Here is a 17,530-nt window from a genome sequence, read left to right as displayed (position 1 = left end):
GGCACCGTAGCTCGGGAGAGGACTTTCGCGAAATCCATTGTGCTGTAGACCCTCCGTTCACGTATCTTGAGGGCGTGGACTCTGCTTCAGCCCAACCCGTCGAATTGGGACCGCCAGCCACTGCAGAAGGTGCCGCGGAGCCGCAGATTTCCGCGACACTGATCGACGCTCTCTGGCGCGAAGCGGAAGCCGATAGCCTCGAACTTGGTCGAACAGAGCTGGCACAGAAGTTACTTACTGTCGGCGCGAAGTACAACTACGGCCTTCCTCAGGGCGCAAGCGCTACTCCTACGCAGATCGAAGCCTTCTATCGCTCGTTGCAACTTCGAGAGCTGGCCCTCGCGCATGCCTGCGCTCTGGGACGCGATGCGGCGTGGCAGCAGTTTCTCCAGCGCTTTCGAGCTCCGCTCACACAGGCCGCCGTTGCGATGACCGGGTCGTCCTCGCTTGGACAGGACCTCGCCGATTCCCTCTACTCCGAACTCTTTGGGCTCAACGAGCGCGACGGCCAACGGCGTTCGCCCCTGGCCTCGTACTCCGGACGAGGGTCGCTGATGGGCTGGCTGCGTACAACGCTCGCCCAGCGGCATGTAGACCACCATCGCCGCACCCGGCGCGAGGCTCCGCTCGAAGACACCGACTTCGCCGCCGCGCCGACGGCTCCAACCCCCACTTCTGAAATGCTTGCCCGGCTCGGCAGCTCGCTGGCGGAGGCCCTGCGCGCGCTCGCACCCGAGGACCGGTTCCTGCTGTCGGCCTACTTTCTCGACCAGCGAACCCTGCTACAGATCGCGCAACTCCTGCGGGTTCATGAGGCTACCGTCAGCCGCAAGCTGAAACGGCTGACCTCGGGATTGCATCAACAACTGTTAAAACGCCTGCAGGCCTCGGGCATGAGCAGGCGAGCCGCGGAAGAGGCACTAGGAACCGATCCGCGCGATCTCACGATCAATTTGCGGAATCTGCTGCAAACTTCGGTAGCTCCAACGTTCTCCAATCAGACAGAAGGCGATAAGACAAAGCCCTCGGGCAAGCAGCAGACATGAACGATCTTCTCCAACCCGGCCAGCACCTCGAAGCGGACCAGCTCAACGCCTTTCTCGAAGGCGTGCTGCCCGAGCACGAGCGCCTGGAGAGCCTGGCACATCTGTCCGAGTGTTCGCACTGCCGGCAGATCGTCTTTCTTGCCCGGCAGACCCAGCAAGCGGAAGAGCCTGCACCAGCGAAGGCCGTTCGAACATGGCGTGAGTGGTTCCGGTTCAGCCCGATGTCGATGCTCAGCGCAGCAACGATAGTTGTGGCGTGCGCGCTGATCGTTACCGTATCGCTTCATCTGTACCGCACTGCACAAACGCCCACGACGACAGAGAACGCGAAGGTCGAACCCGCCCCAAACCTTCCGCCCGTTGCGCCACCAGCAGAAGGAGCGCCCCCTGCACCGCGAAGAGCCTCGCCCAAAACGGCTCCAGTATCTCCGACCGCTGCCGCTCCTGAAGCGGTGGCACCAACTCCTTCCGGAAAAGCGGAAGATGCGATCTCCAGCTTCAGCAAACGCAGGAGTGCAACTACGGAACCCGCCATTTCGCCCCAGACTACGAAGCCGACAGCGATGAACGACTTTGTAGCTGCGTCGGCTGGCGCTGTTGCCAACGACGAAACACGCGGTACAGGGATGCTACTGCGCAACAGAGCAGCAGCCCCGCTGCAGCCTGCAAAAGCAGCGGCCAATCTGGCTGCGAAATCGAACCCAACAGCGGTAGCCCCTGCGCCTGCCCTACCTGCGAAGATATCCGCTGAGTCCACAACGACGGAGACGCTGCCTATCGAAGCACGTACTACGGTTCAAGCCACTAACCAGACCATTGAGGTTAGCGCGGCCCCCAATATCCCTGTCTACAGTCTGAACGAAGTTGTCGACACGGTGCATGCGTTGCCCAGCAATCTACCCTCGGCTGCCTCGGCCTCCAACGGCCGGCGCATGCTTGCCGCAGATACAGCAGGAGCACTCTTCGTCAGCAAAAACGGCGGCAAGCACTGGAAGTCCGTCAAGCCGCAGTGGCAGGGGAAGGTGATGCTGCTTGCGCTTTCGCCACAGGCTCTTGAGCAGCCTGTCGTGCAAAAACAAAAGGTGCAAACGGCAGGCTTTCAACTGACTACAGACGCTGGCGTGGTCTGGGTCAGCGGCGATGGAGTGCATTGGCAACAGAAGTAGATCGTGTTACCTGTGGCCTTGTATTGCCGTTGCTTCTCCGCATTGCATAAGCGGCCTAACGAATAAACTCCGGTCTCACAGCCTGTTGCACGAGTTGCTCGAAGGCAGCGAGGCTGCACTGCCCCGTGGCATCCTTACAAGACATCTCAGGCATCTCTGACGCGGGCTTGTTCGCCGCAGTAAGTGGCTGCGCCGCACGCAGTTGTGCCAGCGTCTGCAAGGAGTATCGAACGCGCACAGAGTACGTGTCGCCATGCTGCCAGAGCTCGAAGGCCATCTCTGCTCCCGGCGGAGTATCGTCGCGGCGTCCATCCAGGTTCCAGTGAATGCCCAGCAAAGACGCCACCCCTGCAAGGTTGGTATCGTGCCCCGTCAGAATCACGACCTTCTCTCCTACAGACCCAATCGCGCCGTCGATGCCCTTGCCGGTCGCGCCCTGTTCGAGTGTGCGTCGAATATGGTCGAGCAGATTGGAGGCTTCTACCTGCGCAAAATAAGGAGTGCGATGAGCAAGATCGAAGTAAGCCGTGTGCAGCGAAAGCAGCCTCTCCAGTTGCTGCTCCTGCACCTGGCCCCAGCCGACCTGGTCCGCAGGCAGGCCTTCGGCATACTCCAACAGCAGGTTCTCCGACATGCTGGACCCCACAGACAGCGGTCCGCGCAGGTCTGCAAGATGATCGCCCTTGCCTGAGGTAATCGTCGGAACAATTCCAGTCACGGACGTTGCCTTCTCCGCCGGGACCTTCGAACACGAGGACGGCTGTGTTGCGCAGCTATTCAGGATGCGTTGCAACTCGTCCAAAGTAGCTTGATGCTCGCGTGCAGGTGTGGAGGGATCCTCATGCACACGTTCGCGGAGTGCGGCGGCGGCGAGCTGTGCATTGCCTTGAATCACCTTCGCAGCCAGCGGATGAAAGAGCGCATTCTCTGTGCCCTGCGGCAGTGAATCGATGCGAACCGTGCAGCCCGGCATAAGACCTTCGGCCAGCGCATGGCCGCTGGCGATGGTGCGCTGATCGGAGTCTGCGTAAACGTACACCTGATCTGCATCAGCGCAGCCTTGCGGCTGCAACAGGCCTTGTGCGGCAAGCTGTGTTCGCTCCCACGTTGCAAACTGTCTTAGCAGCAGCGCTCCGCGTGGAGTAAGTTCTCCCGGAGCAACCGTCCACTGGGGCCAGGGCTTCACAGAGAGGAGATCAAGCTGCGGATTTGCCTGTGTCGGAGAACGCACGCCATGTCGGCTGAGGATGACGACAAGCTTGAGGGTATCGCCCGAACCAGCGGCGGATTTTGTAGCCTGTGCCGATATCTCAGCAGGGCTTTGCCATAGAACGCATAGCAGAGCCGCGCATGCTGAGATAGAGGGACGAAACAACTTCATGTACTTCTCCTGAAAACAACCTTTGACCTTTTATCGATGCAGCGAAAACGCTCCTGAATAAAGAACTTTGAGAGGACGGATTTCAGCTCGTCCTCTCAAAGCAGCAACCTATTCAGAGTTACTCGTGTCGCACGAAGTTATACCGAATGCCACCGGTATAAGTCGGCTTGTAGAACTCACGCTGATTCACGAACTGCGTGCTTCCTGTGTAGTAGCCGAAGACTTCGTTGTTGAGATTTAATCCGGAGACGACCGCACTAAATCCCTTGTAGAAGCGGTAGCTCGCCTGCGCATCGACCTGGTAGTGGGTCAGAGTGTAGACATCGCCGGAAGGTCCCTTCGGTCCCAGGCCACTTGGATCGGACCCACTGACCAGCGAAGGCGAGGTGTAGTTATAAGAAAAGAGACTCGCCTGGTTGTATGCCAGCCCCGCACGCACTGAGAGCCGCTTGGTGTCATAGGTGGGGCTGAGATTCCAGGTGTTGGGAGACTGGTCGATCAGCGTCGGGTGATCGGTACGCAGAGGAACGCCCTTCTCACGCGAAGCCGTGTAGCTATAGTTCGCGGAGATTCCTAAACCACGAAGCAGACCCGGAAGATAATCCAGATGCTGCTGATAGCTGAGCTCGAAGCCATAGAGCCAGGCATTCTGTCCGTTTACAAATTGAGTGATCGAATCGCCAGGATACTGCGCAAGAACGGTCTGCAAAGCCGCGGGAAAATAGCCTGCGGGAAAGTTGGAGAGACTGAGACCGCCGGGCAGTACCGTTTCGATCTGCGGTGCATTCAGCTGTTTGAAGAAAAACCCTGCCTGAACAAGACCCAATGGATTGAGATAGTCCTCGTACAACAGGTCATAGTTATTGGCATGCTCAGGCTTCAGGTTTGGATTGCCGACACCAACCGTGACCGGGCTTGCTGTCTGATCTTCTGAAACATAAGGCACCAGTTGGTACGGATCAGGCCGGGCAACTCCACGAGCGTACACGGCGCGCAAGGCGGAGTTCGGTGTAAGCGCATAGCGCATCTGCACGCTCGGCAGCACATCGAGATAGGAGGGATTATTATTGACGCCCACCGCGCTGTAACAATCTTTAGGGGTAAGAGGCAAAGGGAAGGCACAAGGCACACTGGCTGCGCCACCTTTAGGGTCCGAGTAGAAGGTCAGGTTATAGCCAAAGGTATCCATTTGGGTGGCCTCAAAGCGGAGACCGGTCTGGATATGCAGCTTGCCGAAGTCGATCGTGTTCATCGCGTAACCGGACGTGATGCGCTCGATGGTATGGAAGAGGTTGGGATAGATATCGGCAGCGGTCTTCTGCCCATCTACGAAGCCGGCAAAGTTCTGCAGGGTATAGGCCTGGACCAGGTTGAAATCGGAGACTGGCCCGAAGTTGCCACCAAAGTAATTGCCGCTGAAGTAGTCCGTGTTATGAAAGTTGCTTTGCAGTGCGCTCATCAGAGGAGTCGACGAGCCGGCCTTCGTAGACCAGCCGTCATAGACGGTCTCGGTAGAGTCCTGGTTCTGGTGACCGTTGCTAAACTTGAAACCCATCTCGAAGTTTCCGAAGTGCCCATTCGAGTTGTAGTTTCTTGCATAGGAAGCCTGCGCTGTCAGGTTGAGCTGTGCGTTCAGGCCCTTCGAAATCGTAATGTCTTTGTAGATCCAGTTGGCTGAATTCAGCAGCGGCGAGTTGCCGGTAGTATCGCAAGTTCCAAAGTGCGGGTGATACAGGTCTGCCTGGCTTGCCGGAGCGTAGTTGCAGCTTACAGCCGGTCCTACCCACGAAAAATCAGCCTTGGGATTACCCGCGGAATCTACTTCGTAGGAACGCGACGCGGAGATCTGGTAGGACATCCACTGCTTGGCCTGTACATCTCTGCCACCCAGAATGATGGTTCCAACGGAGGCATTAGGACGCTTGCTGGACGTATAAAACTTGGGGGATGGCGAATTAGCTGTTGGGCTGGGCAATCCCTTTACTGGATCGATAGCGGCCGACACAGGCTGGTAGTACCACTTATCGCCCCAGTCCTTGAGGTCTGAGTAGAACCCACGCGCATAGATGCTGGCGTTTTCGCTAAGCCGGTAATCCGCACTGCCCGCAAAACCATAGCGATAACGATAGTAACGATACTCGCGGATCGTGTTGTTGTCGTAGAAAGGCGCTGCGAAAGTAGAAAGTGGATCGAGACCAGGTTGAATATTGTCGATGCCGCGGCCGTTGTAATCATATGCGGCATTGCCGAGAAGACCGAAGCGCTTTGTCACTCCAAAGCGCTTGCCAACAGTACCGCCCGTTGCATAAGAGGCGCGGCCGTTGAGAATGTTGGTATAGCCACCGTTACTGTAAAGGCTGACGGTGGGTTGTTCCGTGGCTTCTTTTGTGCGCAGATTCACCGCTGAAAACCTATCTGCAAGAGCAGACAGTCTTCTTCTCAGTAAGTGACACAGGGATCGGCATTCCCGCAGAGGCTCTGCCCTCTATCTTCAAGAGGTTCTATCGCGGCAATCATACTTCGCAGCTCTCGCCAGGTGGCGCAGGACTTGGATTGGCATTAGCCGAGGCTTTGGCCGAACGGCATGGTGCAACCATCCTTGTCGCCAGTACACCGCAGCAAGGAAGCTGTTTTACGTTTGAACTGCCACAACATGCGAAAACAGCATGAAGCAGATAACACAGATAAACATGATCTAGCGCGGCTTCTAGATGGGACAGTCATTATTGTCGCTTTTTGAGTTCATGCTGAACTAGATTAATGAAGCCACTGCATCCATTAATCGACCATAACTAAAAGGCGCGCCCTATGGGGCGCGCCTTTTAGTTATGGACATACAGCTAGCCGATTAGAACTGATAACGAGCAAAGAAACGGAGAATACGTCCACCCGTACTAGTGAGGTAACGGTTACCAAATGTAGTGGCTCCCGTGTAGACATTCCCTGACTCATCAGTTCCATTGAACGGAACACCTGTGATCAGATTTGCATTGTAGCTGCCGGTATTGGCCTGGTTGAAGACGTTGAGCCCTTCAGCGCGGATATCAAATGACTGATTTTTAAACACTTTGAAGGAACGCTGTATGGTCAAATCCGTATTGACCGTATGGTCTGTAGTGAGCGCATTGCGCGAGACGGTACCTTGTGTCGTTCCGAAATTCGAGGTGACCCAATGAGTATTTGCCGCACTCACAACATGGCATCCATCACTGGTAGCCCAGAATTCAGGTCCGTCGCACAGCGTCCCGACAGGAACATCAAAGAAGTCTTCCCCTTTGACCGCCCAATTCGTGATCGGAGCACTCTTATTGAGCAGGATAGGACGGTCATTGCCGATGCCATCCCCGTTCCAGTCATATCCGATCTCCACATTTTGAGGTTGACCGGACTGGAAGGAAGTGATGGTTGCAAAGGTGAAGCCGTTAGCAATAGCCGCAGCTATCCGCGCTCCACCTTGGGCATGCCAGGTCGGAGGGGTATAGACGGCAGATACTACGAGGCGATGACGGTGATCGAAGAGCGAAGGGGCATACTCTCTGGCACGCGATGTGTTCTGGATCTCCGCATAGGTAGAACCATTGACATTGCCCGTATCGGTAAAGATCTCGGAGCCATCGTCAAGCATCTTGGAGTAGGTGTACGCGGCACGAAGCGAGAGGCCATGTCTCGACCTGTGTTCAATATCAAGCTCACCGCCGTTGTAGTTCGAGTCCGCTTCGTTATCTTCCAGGATGATACGACCACGTGTCGGCACTAGACGAGTGGCACCGGGAATTGTCGGATTGAACTCCTCCGTTGCATAGTCCTTCTCCGTACGATTGCCTACATATTGCGCAGCAACAACGAAGGAACCCGGCAACTCATGTTGAACACGCAGATTGTATTCATAGGTAATTGGATCGAGCAGATGAGCATTGATTACGTTTGAGGTGTCCATTGCGGTCGCACTTGTTGTCGTAATTGCACAGGTGGGGCACACCGTGAGAATGGACGACCAGTTGGGGGTACCGCGACCTGTGGTTCCAGGGACAATCGACTTGGCCGCGGCATTGGGTGCACTGCCTTGGATATTGTCGATGATGTTGCTGAACACATGGGAGTAGAAGACACCGAATCCACCGCTGATGACGGTCTTTCCAGCGGCAACAGGCTGATAGTTGAATCCAATTCTTGGTCCGAAGTTATTCTTGTCTCCAACCTCAGGAACCCTGGAGGGGAAGGCAGCGGGATTGTTTACATCGAATCCAGGGAATCCAAGGTAGTTGAACGGAGTACCGTGGTATTCGTAACGCATACCAAAATCAAGTTCGAGGTTCGGAAGAGCTTTCCACGAGTCCTGCGCATAGTAGCTCTGATCCCAAATTACCGGCCGAGCGGTTGGGTTTCCGAAATTGATGGTGGCATCGCCATTACCCGATCCCGAGAAATCATCAAGATAATTGGCCAACGCGGTATAGCCATTCGCCTGTGCCTGATAAGGAATGGATCCGTAGAAGTTGAACGGAATTCCATCCTTGATGCGGATGTCCGCAACGTCAAATCCGAATTTGAAGAAGTGGCGGCCGAGAGTAAGGCTTAGTGCGTCCTGAAGCTGGTACGTATCCTGAGAACGCCCTTGAGGCACGCTACCTGCTGGAATTCCATACCCGGTGATACCTGCAATGGAGACCGCTGGTGCCAGCGCGAGAGGATTGGCATAGGTTTCTGGGCGAAGGTCGAAGTTGAAACCAATGCGAACCCACGACAAACGAACCTCATTCAACAGATGCTGGTTGAAGACATGGGTTTCGGTGATACCCGCGTTGTAAACGATGCCGTTCTGCTGCGTATCAAAGCCTGGAAGCTGATCCGGGAAGTTACCCGTGTCATAGGGAGTTTCGTTCGGGCTTTGGATGAACCGGAAACGAAGCTTATCGGCGCTGGAGATATTCACATCGCTAGTCGCTTCAAGTTCGCGGCTATTTGTGGAGTTTGGCAGTGTACGCTGCACGCCGGCGAAATTGACCGTGCCGCGCGGATTCCCCGTGACAGGGTCATTACCCAAATTTACGGAGGTAGCAGCACTGCTAATCGTTCCGACCAAGCCCGCATAGGCCTTCACCAGAGTAGCTATGCGCGGGTTAGAAGCGAATTGATTGAGGGCAGTGTAACCTGACGCGGTGGGAAGAGTGAGGGTACCGGCGTTTGACGTACCGCGAAACTTGTCCCACTGGGTCGACACGAAGAAGAATGCCCGATCACGAAAGATAGGACCGCCGATGCGGAATCCATAAAGGTTTTCGCGAGTCTTTGGCTTGCCAGCTGTTGATCCTTGCTGCAGGCTCAGAACGGTACTGTGGTCCGTGGCATCGAGCGAAGAGTTGAGAAGCCGTTCGAAAACAGCACCGTGGAAATGATTCGTTCCGCTCTGGAAAAGTACGTTTGAAACCGCGCCACCACCACCAAACTCCGGAGAGAAAGAGCTGAGGAGAAAGGTGACCTCTTGAACAGCTTCAAGGTTCTCTGGTTGAAACGCCTGACCATGCAGCCCCTGGTCGTTATTGTCAGAACCTTCGATGAGGAAGTTGTTGTCACGTGGGCGATTGCCATTGACCGAGAAGGAAGTGCCATTGGTAAAATCGCCGGCAGTCACGGTGGTAACGCCTGGCAACGTCGTCGCGAGAGCGTAAGGGTTCAAGCTTGAGATCGGAAGTGTACTAACCTCTTTCAACGTAAGCGTGTCGCTCAATTCACCACTGTTGGTCTGAAGCCCAGCTGTCACTGCAGCAACTTCAATCGTAGAGTTGATCGAGCCTACTCCCAGAGTCGCGTTGGCTGATGTGACAACAGATGCTGAGACATCGATATGCTCAATCGTGGTTGTAGCAAACGAGGGGGCAGTGACGACAATCTTATAGGTACCAGGCTGCACTGATTCAATGCGATAACCACCCACTTTGCTGGTCGTGGCACTGCGCCCAATGTTTGTTTGGATGTCAGTGGCTGTGACCGTCGCGCCCGAAACTGCAGCGCCAGTGGTATCCACGATGGTGCCAGCGATCGAACCGTTTGTTGCCTGTGCAAGCAACAGCAAAGGTGCCGACAGAAAGAGCACCAAAAGGACAAGTTTCGTGATCCAATTTCGCATTTTGAGTAAATCTCCTCGAAAATGAAACTACTTATAGACCCCGGCGAACGGAGCAATAAGGAAATAAACCAGTCTTCCGTGAAAGATGCTGGAGTACAAGTTAGGCCTGATTAAGCTTTATTCAGATATACAGCAATCCTCATGCCAAACAGGTCTATCCCCTAGCATTGTTAACAACACTCAATATGAATGGATTTTGAAATTCTCGTCGAAAATTTCGACCCTCAACAGCCGATGAAATTTTGAATCACACAGGTAGCTACAGAAAATAGAATTTCGAGCTGAGGGGGAATCCAGACTTCTGTCATTCGGCTCGATAGAGCAAGGCGCTGCACAGGAAAGAGGCCCACTGCAAAGGCGATCAGGGTTCCTTCGCAGTCTTCTTCGGGCTTTCAGGATCCAAGTCCTTGACGGCTTCGATAGGCCGATAATCGCCCTCCCCTTCAGAAGAGATGATGAGGCCATGAGTTCTGCGAATCGCCCTACAGGTTCAGCTTTTGAAGATGCGCTCAGGAATTGGCGTCGCGGTGGAGGTAGGCTTCGAGCATTCTTTTAGACAAAGAAAATGCCTGGTACGAACCCCTGCGATGATCCGCAAGGATTCGTACCAGGCTCCTGGACTGGCATCCGTATCCAATGACCGGATGCGCAAAACCTGCGTTCGGTTAGAACTCCAAACGCAGCGAGAACTGCGCGACGCGTGAACCATCGACTGTCGTCGCGATGCCGCCACCGCCCTGAGCCGCACTGCTGCCTGTAATCTGACCTGTGATCTGGCCAAACGGTGAGGCATTGGTAACAATATTCAGGTTTGGAGCCTGGAAGACCGGATGGTTGAAGACGTTGAACGCATCGGCACGGAACAACAGGTTCACCTTGTCCCCGACGATCGGGAAGGTCTTCGCAAGACCGGCGTCGAAGTAAAACGCACCCGGACCGTTGAACAGGTTGCGCTGGCCGTACTCGAAGCCAACCGGACCCGTAAAGTCGTTCAAGGCTTTGGTCGCACCCGCAGCTCCACCCGCAAAACCATAGACGGTGTTCGTGCTCCGGTCTATGTTGATCTTGGTCTTCAGATCATTCTTATTGCCATTGAAGATGGCATAAGAGCTATTGTCAGCCGAGGCCAGGAATGCATCGGCGAAGACGTTATTAGCCAGACCGGTGCGATAGCTGGGAAGACCGGAGAGACTCCATCCCCCTACCGCCTCATTCAGCCAGCGGGGTGCTGTGCCCAGAAATTGCTTGCCACGTCCGACCGGCAGGTCGTACGTAAAGTTCGACGAAATCTCCTGCCTGACGTCGAAGTCCGAACTGCCGCGGCATGTACGCAGATTGAGAAGGGTGCAAATGAGGCCTGTGTTGCTAAACAACGAGTTGTTATTGGCGCTCAGAGAGGCATTGTCGATCGAATGCGACCAGGTGTAATTGAAGTCGAAGCGCAGGCCCTGCGACAGGTTCTTGTTAATGGTCAGCAACAGACCGTGATAGTTGGAGGAACCCTGGTTGGTGAGATAGACGTTGGCCGCAAACTGCGAGGTCAAGCCCACGTTAAGGGGAAGGATAGGATTTCCATTATAGGTTTGACCGGCCAAGTTAACGAGCGCGTCGGCCAGATCGCCTCGATTGCCAAGCTGACCAATGAGGGAAGCTACCCATGACGTGTTGTTGGCGAAGCCATTGGCCACACCAGCACCCGCCGGTAAGATATTTTCAAACCAGGGCTGCGCTGCAAGACCGTTCTGGGGAGTTCCTCCTGCACGCAACTGCCTCGTAACCGCGGCAAAGGCAGCAGACATCTGCTGGCCGGAACTTGTATCGAGGTAATCCAGCGCCTGCCCCGCATCGGCATCCGCGAGCAGACGGCGACCCAGCCGGCCAACATAGTTCAGCTTCAGGATCACGTGGCCGGGGAGTTCCTGCTGAACTCCTGCGTTGAGCGAAATCGAATAAGGGTCTTTCAGGTTCTGACTGATAATAAAGTTCGTCTGGCCCTGCGCCGCACCGTTCGGTACACCACCGCTTACGAACGGGGTATAGGGAACAGCAACGGATGCAGGCGGTGGGTTCAGGGTGGATGAATAAGAGAGACCGGAGCCAAGCCGGGCAATCGTTGCAAGCGTCGTGTCAACAGAAGTTATATTTGCATTGGGACTCTCATTAATCTGAGAGTTCTCGAATAGATACGAGATCTGATCCTGAAGAAAATTGATGGCGTTGATGACCGTTCGGTCGTAGACAATGGCGGCGCTGCCATTGAAGACTGGGCGGGTTCCAGGTTGAAGTGCAACAAATATCTCGAATCGATTCATAGACATCGTCGCAGCCGTGCCGTGGGAAAATGGAAAACGCTCCTTGTTTTCCAGCTTTTCCATGGCCCATTTCGGGTAAGTCATAGCTGCTTTTGATGTTGTTTGTTGCACTTCAACTTGGAATCCGCCCTGTTGGACTATGGACAGCTGGTATTGCCGGGGGCTTGCTGTGTGACATATGTATGGAAGGTCGTATCTTCATAAATTAATACTTCCTGAGAGCAATCTACTGTGCTCGAAGACAGGGAATACTGTATCTGGTTCATCGTGCCATCGATGGCTCCGGTGCTCTCCGTGTCAGTCCATGTCCAGGTATCCGTGCTCGTGAAACTGCCTAGTCCGAAAGGCAGACTTCCCTTGGCCGAATAACTCGCGGTCTCGGAGTGAGATTCACTATAAGTTTGTGTTGTTGACGAATTGTCCGTCTGTGAGTAACTATTTATCGGTCGGTCGCATCCGGAGCACTCAGGACCTGCAAGAAGGGTGGTCATTTGGACCGAACTGCCGCTCTCTTTTACTGGAACGTATCTGCAACTATTTGCTGGTGTGGGATTCGAGCAGGCTGCAACACCCGATGTATCGATACTCAGAGGATTTGTGGCAGTTGTGGCATTCAGAGTTGGGTTCCCATTTAAGAGGGGATCATTAGCAAGGATTTTAGCAAAATCACTTGGCATGCAACCGCACTGACCTTGTTGAGAGCAGTTATTGACATATTGACTTTGGTCGGCACAAATGCTTGCAAGCCCTGGTAGATCATTCTGCCCGGTAGCGGGGTCAAATTGTCTCTGCAAAATTGTCAGTGGGACCGTTGTAGCGTTGTTGTTTGATTGCATGGCACCTGCGGTTACCTCAACAACGGAGGGCAACTCTGCCAAGCCATTTTGATATTGCGTCTGTAGAGAATATGTATTTCCAATAAGGCTGACTTCAGGGTTAAGCCAAATTAGAAACAGATCCTGACTATGGTTTATGGTGTTTAATCCGTTGGTGCCGGTATTCGATGCATTACTCACGGAAGTCGCATTCGCAATGGTTTCGGTAAAAGCATTGCTTTGACCCGTTGTGATTGAGGCTCCAACGGTGACATTTGTTCCAGATCCCAGAAAACCGAGGGAGAACGCATCTGATTGTCCGCTCGTGAAACTGCTTCCAATCGTTGTAACGGTTCCATTTGTTTTGGTGTTTGTAAAAGAATCTGAACTGAGGTTTCCAGGGGTTGCGTACAGGATAGAGAGCACCTTGGATGTATCGACAATAGCCCCAAGGGTGGCACTTCCGTTACTGCCAGAAATACTTCCCGTAAATGAAATCGGAAGACCATTAGGTACCCTTAGCATCAGGGGTTGTGTCGCACTAGTCGGCAGAGGGCTACTGCAGTCAGCTGTAATGCCGCTTACAGAAACATACTGGATACCGCCATTCATCTGTGAAGTTGTCCCGTTGGTATCGGTGTAGGAGAAGTTGTTATACAAAACCACCGTATAGTTGACGGTTTTCTGGTGCGGCAGCGCGCCGCATAGTCTGCTTCCTGGGGTTGATGAGATGGCATAGTTCAGTGTTCCCCCACCCACAACTGAGGATGTGCCGGTCGTGAGGGTAGTTTGTGTGGAAGCCTTTGAAGACTTTGTAGACATTGCCAACACGATGAGGAGTGCCGGTAGGAGTAAGCTCTTGAATCGATAGCATCGCATCGATATTTCCCCTTTTGATTCCGGATTTTGTGACTTTGGTTATGGTTTCAACGTGGTAACACCCCTGTAATGCGTGATGTCCACGCTGTGATTCTCTGTTGCGACGACATCAACCTTCTTTACGAATGAAAAATAATTGCACGATACAATGAAATTTGTCAAAAGAAACGCCACGATTGTGGTATGCACAATCGTGGCGTTTCTTTTGAAGAAGTCGACAATAAGGTGTTCCAGACTAGAACAGGATCTTGCCCGTGAAGAGCAGGTTGCGTGTTCCCGTTCCCGGGGTATTCAAATTCTGGCTCCCGGAAGCAAGGTTTTGAGAATAGTTATTGAAGAATGAACCGCCGCTAAATGCATAGTTAGATAGTTCGTTGCCAGGAGTTCCATAGAAGGCACGGTTTAACACATCGAACGCGTCTACTTCCAGACGGAACGTGAATCGTCCGGTGATCTTAGTGTCTTTAATAATGCTGAGGTCGGCATTGTTGCTGGTATCGCCACGCAGGAGGTGGCGTGCCGAACCAGGATAAGGATTACCCAGAATATTGGCCGCCAGTTGATTGTTTGCGATAAAGTGAACCTGCGACGGAGAGACCAGAGCGCCAGACGCATAATCTACAAGGACTGGTGCGGAGTATGTTGCGACACCAGTCGCGCTGACCGCAGTCGTGGTGTCGGTGTAAATGCCCAGGGTGCCGGCAGGGGCCTTTGGATTGGAAAGAATTGGGCGAGCGATGTCCAAACCAAGAAAATTATTTTCAAAGGGAATATCGCTATAGGAGTTAGTGGTCCGCGCGTCACCCGGATTCGCTTGGCCGAGCGAGCCCGAACCTGCGGTATTAGCTACCGGAGAGCCGTTAGTTATTCCTTGATAGTCGGTATAGGTCTGGCCGCTGGCATAGGTCCAGATCGTATTTGCGCTCCAACCATTCACCAGTTTGTCTGCCCAGTCTTTGCCGGTGTGGAGTTTGGGAAACGCGTACAGGAAACTAATGCTGGCAACATTGGGGAAATCAAGCGAACTGTTTGCACGCTCGCCGAGATTGATGTCGAGTGGGTTCTGCGCATAAGCAATTGTGCTGCCGCCCTGGTTTGAGCCGCCGGCGTTTGAATAGACCTCGTCGGAGTTATCAATATTATGGCTCCACGTATACGCGAAGGTCGCGGTTATACCGTGATAGCTTTGCGTCGTAAGGTTCATTTGTAAAGACTGATACTGGGAAAAAGCTGTATTCTTTACCGCGCCTACAGAGGTTTCGCCGCAGTTCAGGAACCCTGCATCAGCTCCGCCAAGTGCGGCGCTGCCCGGGCAAAGACTGCTGGGATTGACCACATTGGGGAAGGCAGCCGCGACCGGCGCGAGATACGGATTGGCATTGATCGACTGAAATTGACCGCTGGTGTGGTTGCCCACATAACGAATCTCAAATACGGCCGAGTTGCGAATCTGATATTGCACTCCCAGCGTATACGTCTGGCCTACAGGAAAGCGGAAGTTCGAGGGAACGAAGGATTGGGCGTCCAGGCCAGGGTTTCCGCCGGTCGGGAGCTGTGTAGCAATCTGCTGTTGAATCGTGTTGAAGGTTGCCGGCCCCGAGGGGAAGCAGTTCGTGCTGCCGGACGCGCAATTAACGGCTCCGGCGAGGACAGCCGGCGCAGCTTGAGCTACATTCTCGACGATATTCTGGAATTGCGGATCGACGTTGATGGCATAGGCGCCGCGGATCACCAACTTCCTATTGAAGTCAGGATTGTAGGCGAAACCGAGGCGAGGCTCGAAGTTCTTATAGTAGTTGTTGACGCGGGAGGCGGTAGTCTGAGAGAGTGGCAGCGCCGTACTCCAGTTGGGGTTCGGGCCAGTCTGCTGGGCCACGGTATCGCTATTGATTTTGTTGATGGGCTCTCCGTAAAACTCCCAGCGCAGCCCCAGATTTAGGGTGAGATTGGGGGTAGCCTTCCAGTCGTCCTGAAAGAAGAGAGACACATCGTATTCATCTAACGGAATTGTTGGATTGCCCTTCGCTACGGCAACGGTGCAGGTTGCGCAGCCGCCGCCAAGGAAGTCGTCTAGCGTATCAAAGTTGTAGGTTCCGGCTGAATTAGGGAGGAAGACATTCGGCGCGTGTGTATCGTCAAACTCACCTCCGAATGTAATCGCATGCTTCCCAACCGACCAAGTAGCAATATCCTGCAACTGCCCAACCTTGACTACACGCCCCTGCGGAAAGGCGGCGTTAAGCCCTAGAGAGGTGAAGGTATCACCACTGTCGAGCGTGAGCTGGTTGATGCTCGTTGGGCAGTTCGTAAAAGAGCTGATCGTGCAGGTGGGAAAGCCACCACCCTGAAAGCCTGAGCTGCTCTGCTGGAAGCTATAACGGAGCTGATCGACCCAGTGCGGTCCGAAAGTATGGGTGATATCTGCGCCCACCGAATGAGTCACGCCCGTGACGTCGACATAGCCGCCGTTCGCGACGGTCTGATAGGGGGTGACTGGATTATCTTGATAGAGATAACGGAGAAAGACATGGTCCTTGGGGGTAGCCTGCCAGTCAAGACGTCCCAGATCTTCCTGGTCACTTATAAGTGAGGGGATCTGACGGCCGAATTGGGCCATCGGGATCGAAACCGTTTTGCCGCCACTGGTCACACTTTCATTCGCGGCCGCAGTCACTTGGCGTGGATTACCGCCCGGCACGGCGTACGGGCTTAGCTCTTGAAGATAAGCAATGCCAGTGCTGTTAGGAAAAGCGGCAGCGAGGGTGGCGAGTCCTGCGGGTGTTGGGAAGACCTGACCCTGGCTAGTCGTAAGAGCACCAAATTCGCGGAACTTGTACCAGTATGTAGAACCAAAAGCGAAGAGCTTGTCCTTGATAATTGGGCCGCCGAGAGTGCCGCCATAATAGTTGTCTACGTAGCGAGGAACAACGGTCGGCGCACAACCGTCCGCGTCAGGTGTCTGCCCTGGACCGCAAAACCCAAACTGTGTTCCCTTGGAAGTTCCCTGCTGCAGTGAACTGGTGAAATTACCTGAGTATTTGTAGATAGCCGAGCCATGCCAGGCATTGCTGCCGGACTTGGTAATGTAGTTGATCACCGAACCTGCGTTACGTCCATACTGGGCGCTAAAGCTGTTCGTGATGACTTGGACCTCGGCTAGAGCATCCTCATTCCCGAAGAACACCTGCGGACCAGCGATCGTCGTATCGTTGTTCGACTGGCCATCAATCTGGAAGTTGTTGGCGCGTCCGCGCTCTCCATTGACCGAGAAACCGACACCGTTGGTGTTGGAGAATCGATCGGCGCCTGTATTGACAACGCCAGGGATGAGTAGAGCCACCTCATCGAAGCCGCCCGCGAGGGGAAGTTGTGAGACCTGCTGAGAACTGAACGTCGTCGTGACCTGCGACTGGCTTGTTTCAAGCAAATTCGCGGCAGCAGAGACATCCACGATTTGCCCTGCGCTGCCAGGAAGCAGCTTCTGCACACCCAGCCCCTGCTCCTTAGCGGAGGAAACTTGAATATTGTTCAGAGTGCGAGTGACAAAACCGTCGCTGGAGATCACGACGGTATAGGTACTGATTGGCAGATCTTTAAAGCTAAAACCGCCGTCCCTTCCAGCGGTCGTTTTGCTGCTCACATTCCTGGCTGTATCCGTAGCCGTTACCACTGCACCAGGAATAACAGCCCCAGTCTGGTCGGCTACAGTTCCTGAGATGTTTCCAGTGTTAATGCCCTGAGCATAGGCCCCTTTGTGCAGGAACGGCGCAGCCATCACGAGAGCAAAAACAGCCATCATCGTGA

At 54.1% G+C, this 17,530-nt stretch carries 9 protein-coding genes; 3 read left to right on the top strand and 6 right to left on the bottom strand.

The features are described from left to right. The first annotated feature begins 74 nt into the window (after nucleotides 1–74). Together ACIX8_RS01360 and ACIX8_RS01355 are read left to right on the top strand one after the other, a co-directional pair. Entirely contained in the window at nucleotides 75–1,046 is a 972-nt protein-coding gene (locus ACIX8_RS01360; RefSeq protein WP_014263513.1) for a sigma-70 family RNA polymerase sigma factor, read from the top strand. Continuing rightward, nucleotides 1,043–2,212: a zf-HC2 domain-containing protein gene (locus tag ACIX8_RS01355; RefSeq protein ID WP_014263512.1), complete on the top strand. Its 1,170-nt coding sequence runs from the start codon at nucleotides 1,043–1,045 to the stop codon at nucleotides 2,210–2,212. The genes ACIX8_RS01360 and ACIX8_RS01355 overlap by 4 nt, the downstream gene beginning before the upstream one ends. 55 nt (nucleotides 2,213–2,267) lie before the next feature. Here ACIX8_RS01355 and ACIX8_RS01350 read toward each other — a convergent pair whose 3' ends face one another. Beyond that, a complete protein-coding gene (locus tag ACIX8_RS01350) occupies nucleotides 2,268–3,593 on the bottom strand; it encodes a histidine-type phosphatase (protein WP_014263511.1) in 1,326 nt (441 codons plus the stop codon). Between the two features lie 118 nt (nucleotides 3,594–3,711). Beyond that, nucleotides 3,712–5,994, bottom strand: a complete 2,283-nt coding sequence (locus ACIX8_RS01345) for a TonB-dependent receptor domain-containing protein (protein ID WP_014263510.1) — start codon at nucleotides 5,992–5,994, stop codon at nucleotides 3,712–3,714. Between ACIX8_RS01345 and ACIX8_RS26445 the strand changes: the two genes are divergently transcribed. After that, on the top strand, nucleotides 5,979–6,263 hold the full coding sequence (locus ACIX8_RS26445; protein ID WP_044175970.1) for an ATP-binding protein: 285 nt from the start codon (nucleotides 5,979–5,981) through the stop codon (nucleotides 6,261–6,263). The two genes, ACIX8_RS01345 and ACIX8_RS26445, sit on opposite strands and share 16 nt — an antisense overlap. Nucleotides 6,264–6,441: 178 nt before the next feature. Here the strand turns inward: ACIX8_RS26445 and ACIX8_RS01335 are convergent, their stop codons facing one another. The 4 genes from ACIX8_RS01335 to ACIX8_RS01325 all read right to left on the bottom strand — a co-directional run bounded on the left by ACIX8_RS01335 (nucleotide 6,442) and on the right by ACIX8_RS01325 (nucleotide 17,525). Further along, nucleotides 6,442–9,720, bottom strand: a complete 3,279-nt coding sequence (locus tag ACIX8_RS01335; protein ID WP_014263509.1) for a carboxypeptidase regulatory-like domain-containing protein — start codon at nucleotides 9,718–9,720, stop codon at nucleotides 6,442–6,444. A 665-nt stretch (nucleotides 9,721–10,385) separates the two neighbouring features. Continuing rightward, nucleotides 10,386–12,116, bottom strand: coding sequence for a hypothetical protein (locus ACIX8_RS01330; RefSeq protein ID WP_014263508.1), 1,731 nt, complete (start codon nucleotides 12,114–12,116; stop codon nucleotides 10,386–10,388). A gap of 53 nt (nucleotides 12,117–12,169) precedes the next feature. Then, nucleotides 12,170–13,669, bottom strand: coding sequence for a hypothetical protein (locus ACIX8_RS25490; RefSeq protein WP_150110444.1), 1,500 nt, complete (start codon nucleotides 13,667–13,669; stop codon nucleotides 12,170–12,172). Between the two features lie 292 nt (nucleotides 13,670–13,961). Beyond that, entirely contained in the window at nucleotides 13,962–17,525 is a 3,564-nt protein-coding gene (locus ACIX8_RS01325; protein WP_044175965.1) for a carboxypeptidase regulatory-like domain-containing protein, read from the bottom strand. Between the last annotated feature and the right edge of the window lie 5 nt (nucleotides 17,526–17,530).

Source organism: Granulicella mallensis MP5ACTX8 (genome assembly GCF_000178955.2).
GTDB classification, from domain to species: Bacteria; Acidobacteriota; Terriglobia; order Terriglobales; family Acidobacteriaceae; genus Granulicella; species Granulicella mallensis.
Note: the sequence above shows the minus strand (reverse complement) of the source record. Positions and strands in the feature narration are given on the sequence as shown.

Excerpts from the sequence above, each read along its gene's own strand:
- ACIX8_RS01355 (WP_014263512.1), top strand. The coding sequence starts at position 1,043 with ATGAACGATCTTCTCCAACCCGGCCAGCACCTCGAAGCGGACCAGCTC.
- ACIX8_RS01350 (WP_014263511.1), bottom strand. The coding sequence starts at position 3,593 with ATGAAGTTGTTTCGTCCCTCTATCTCAGCATGCGCGGCTCTGCTATGC.
- ACIX8_RS01335 (WP_014263509.1), bottom strand. The coding sequence starts at position 9,720 with ATGCGAAATTGGATCACGAAACTTGTCCTTTTGGTGCTCTTTCTGTCG.
- ACIX8_RS01330 (WP_014263508.1), bottom strand. The coding sequence starts at position 12,116 with ATGACTTACCCGAAATGGGCCATGGAAAAGCTGGAAAACAAGGAGCGT.
- ACIX8_RS25490 (WP_150110444.1), bottom strand. The coding sequence starts at position 13,669 with ATGTCTACAAAGTCTTCAAAGGCTTCCACACAAACTACCCTCACGACC.
- ACIX8_RS01325 (WP_044175965.1), bottom strand. The coding sequence starts at position 17,525 with ATGATGGCTGTTTTTGCTCTCGTGATGGCTGCGCCGTTCCTGCACAAA.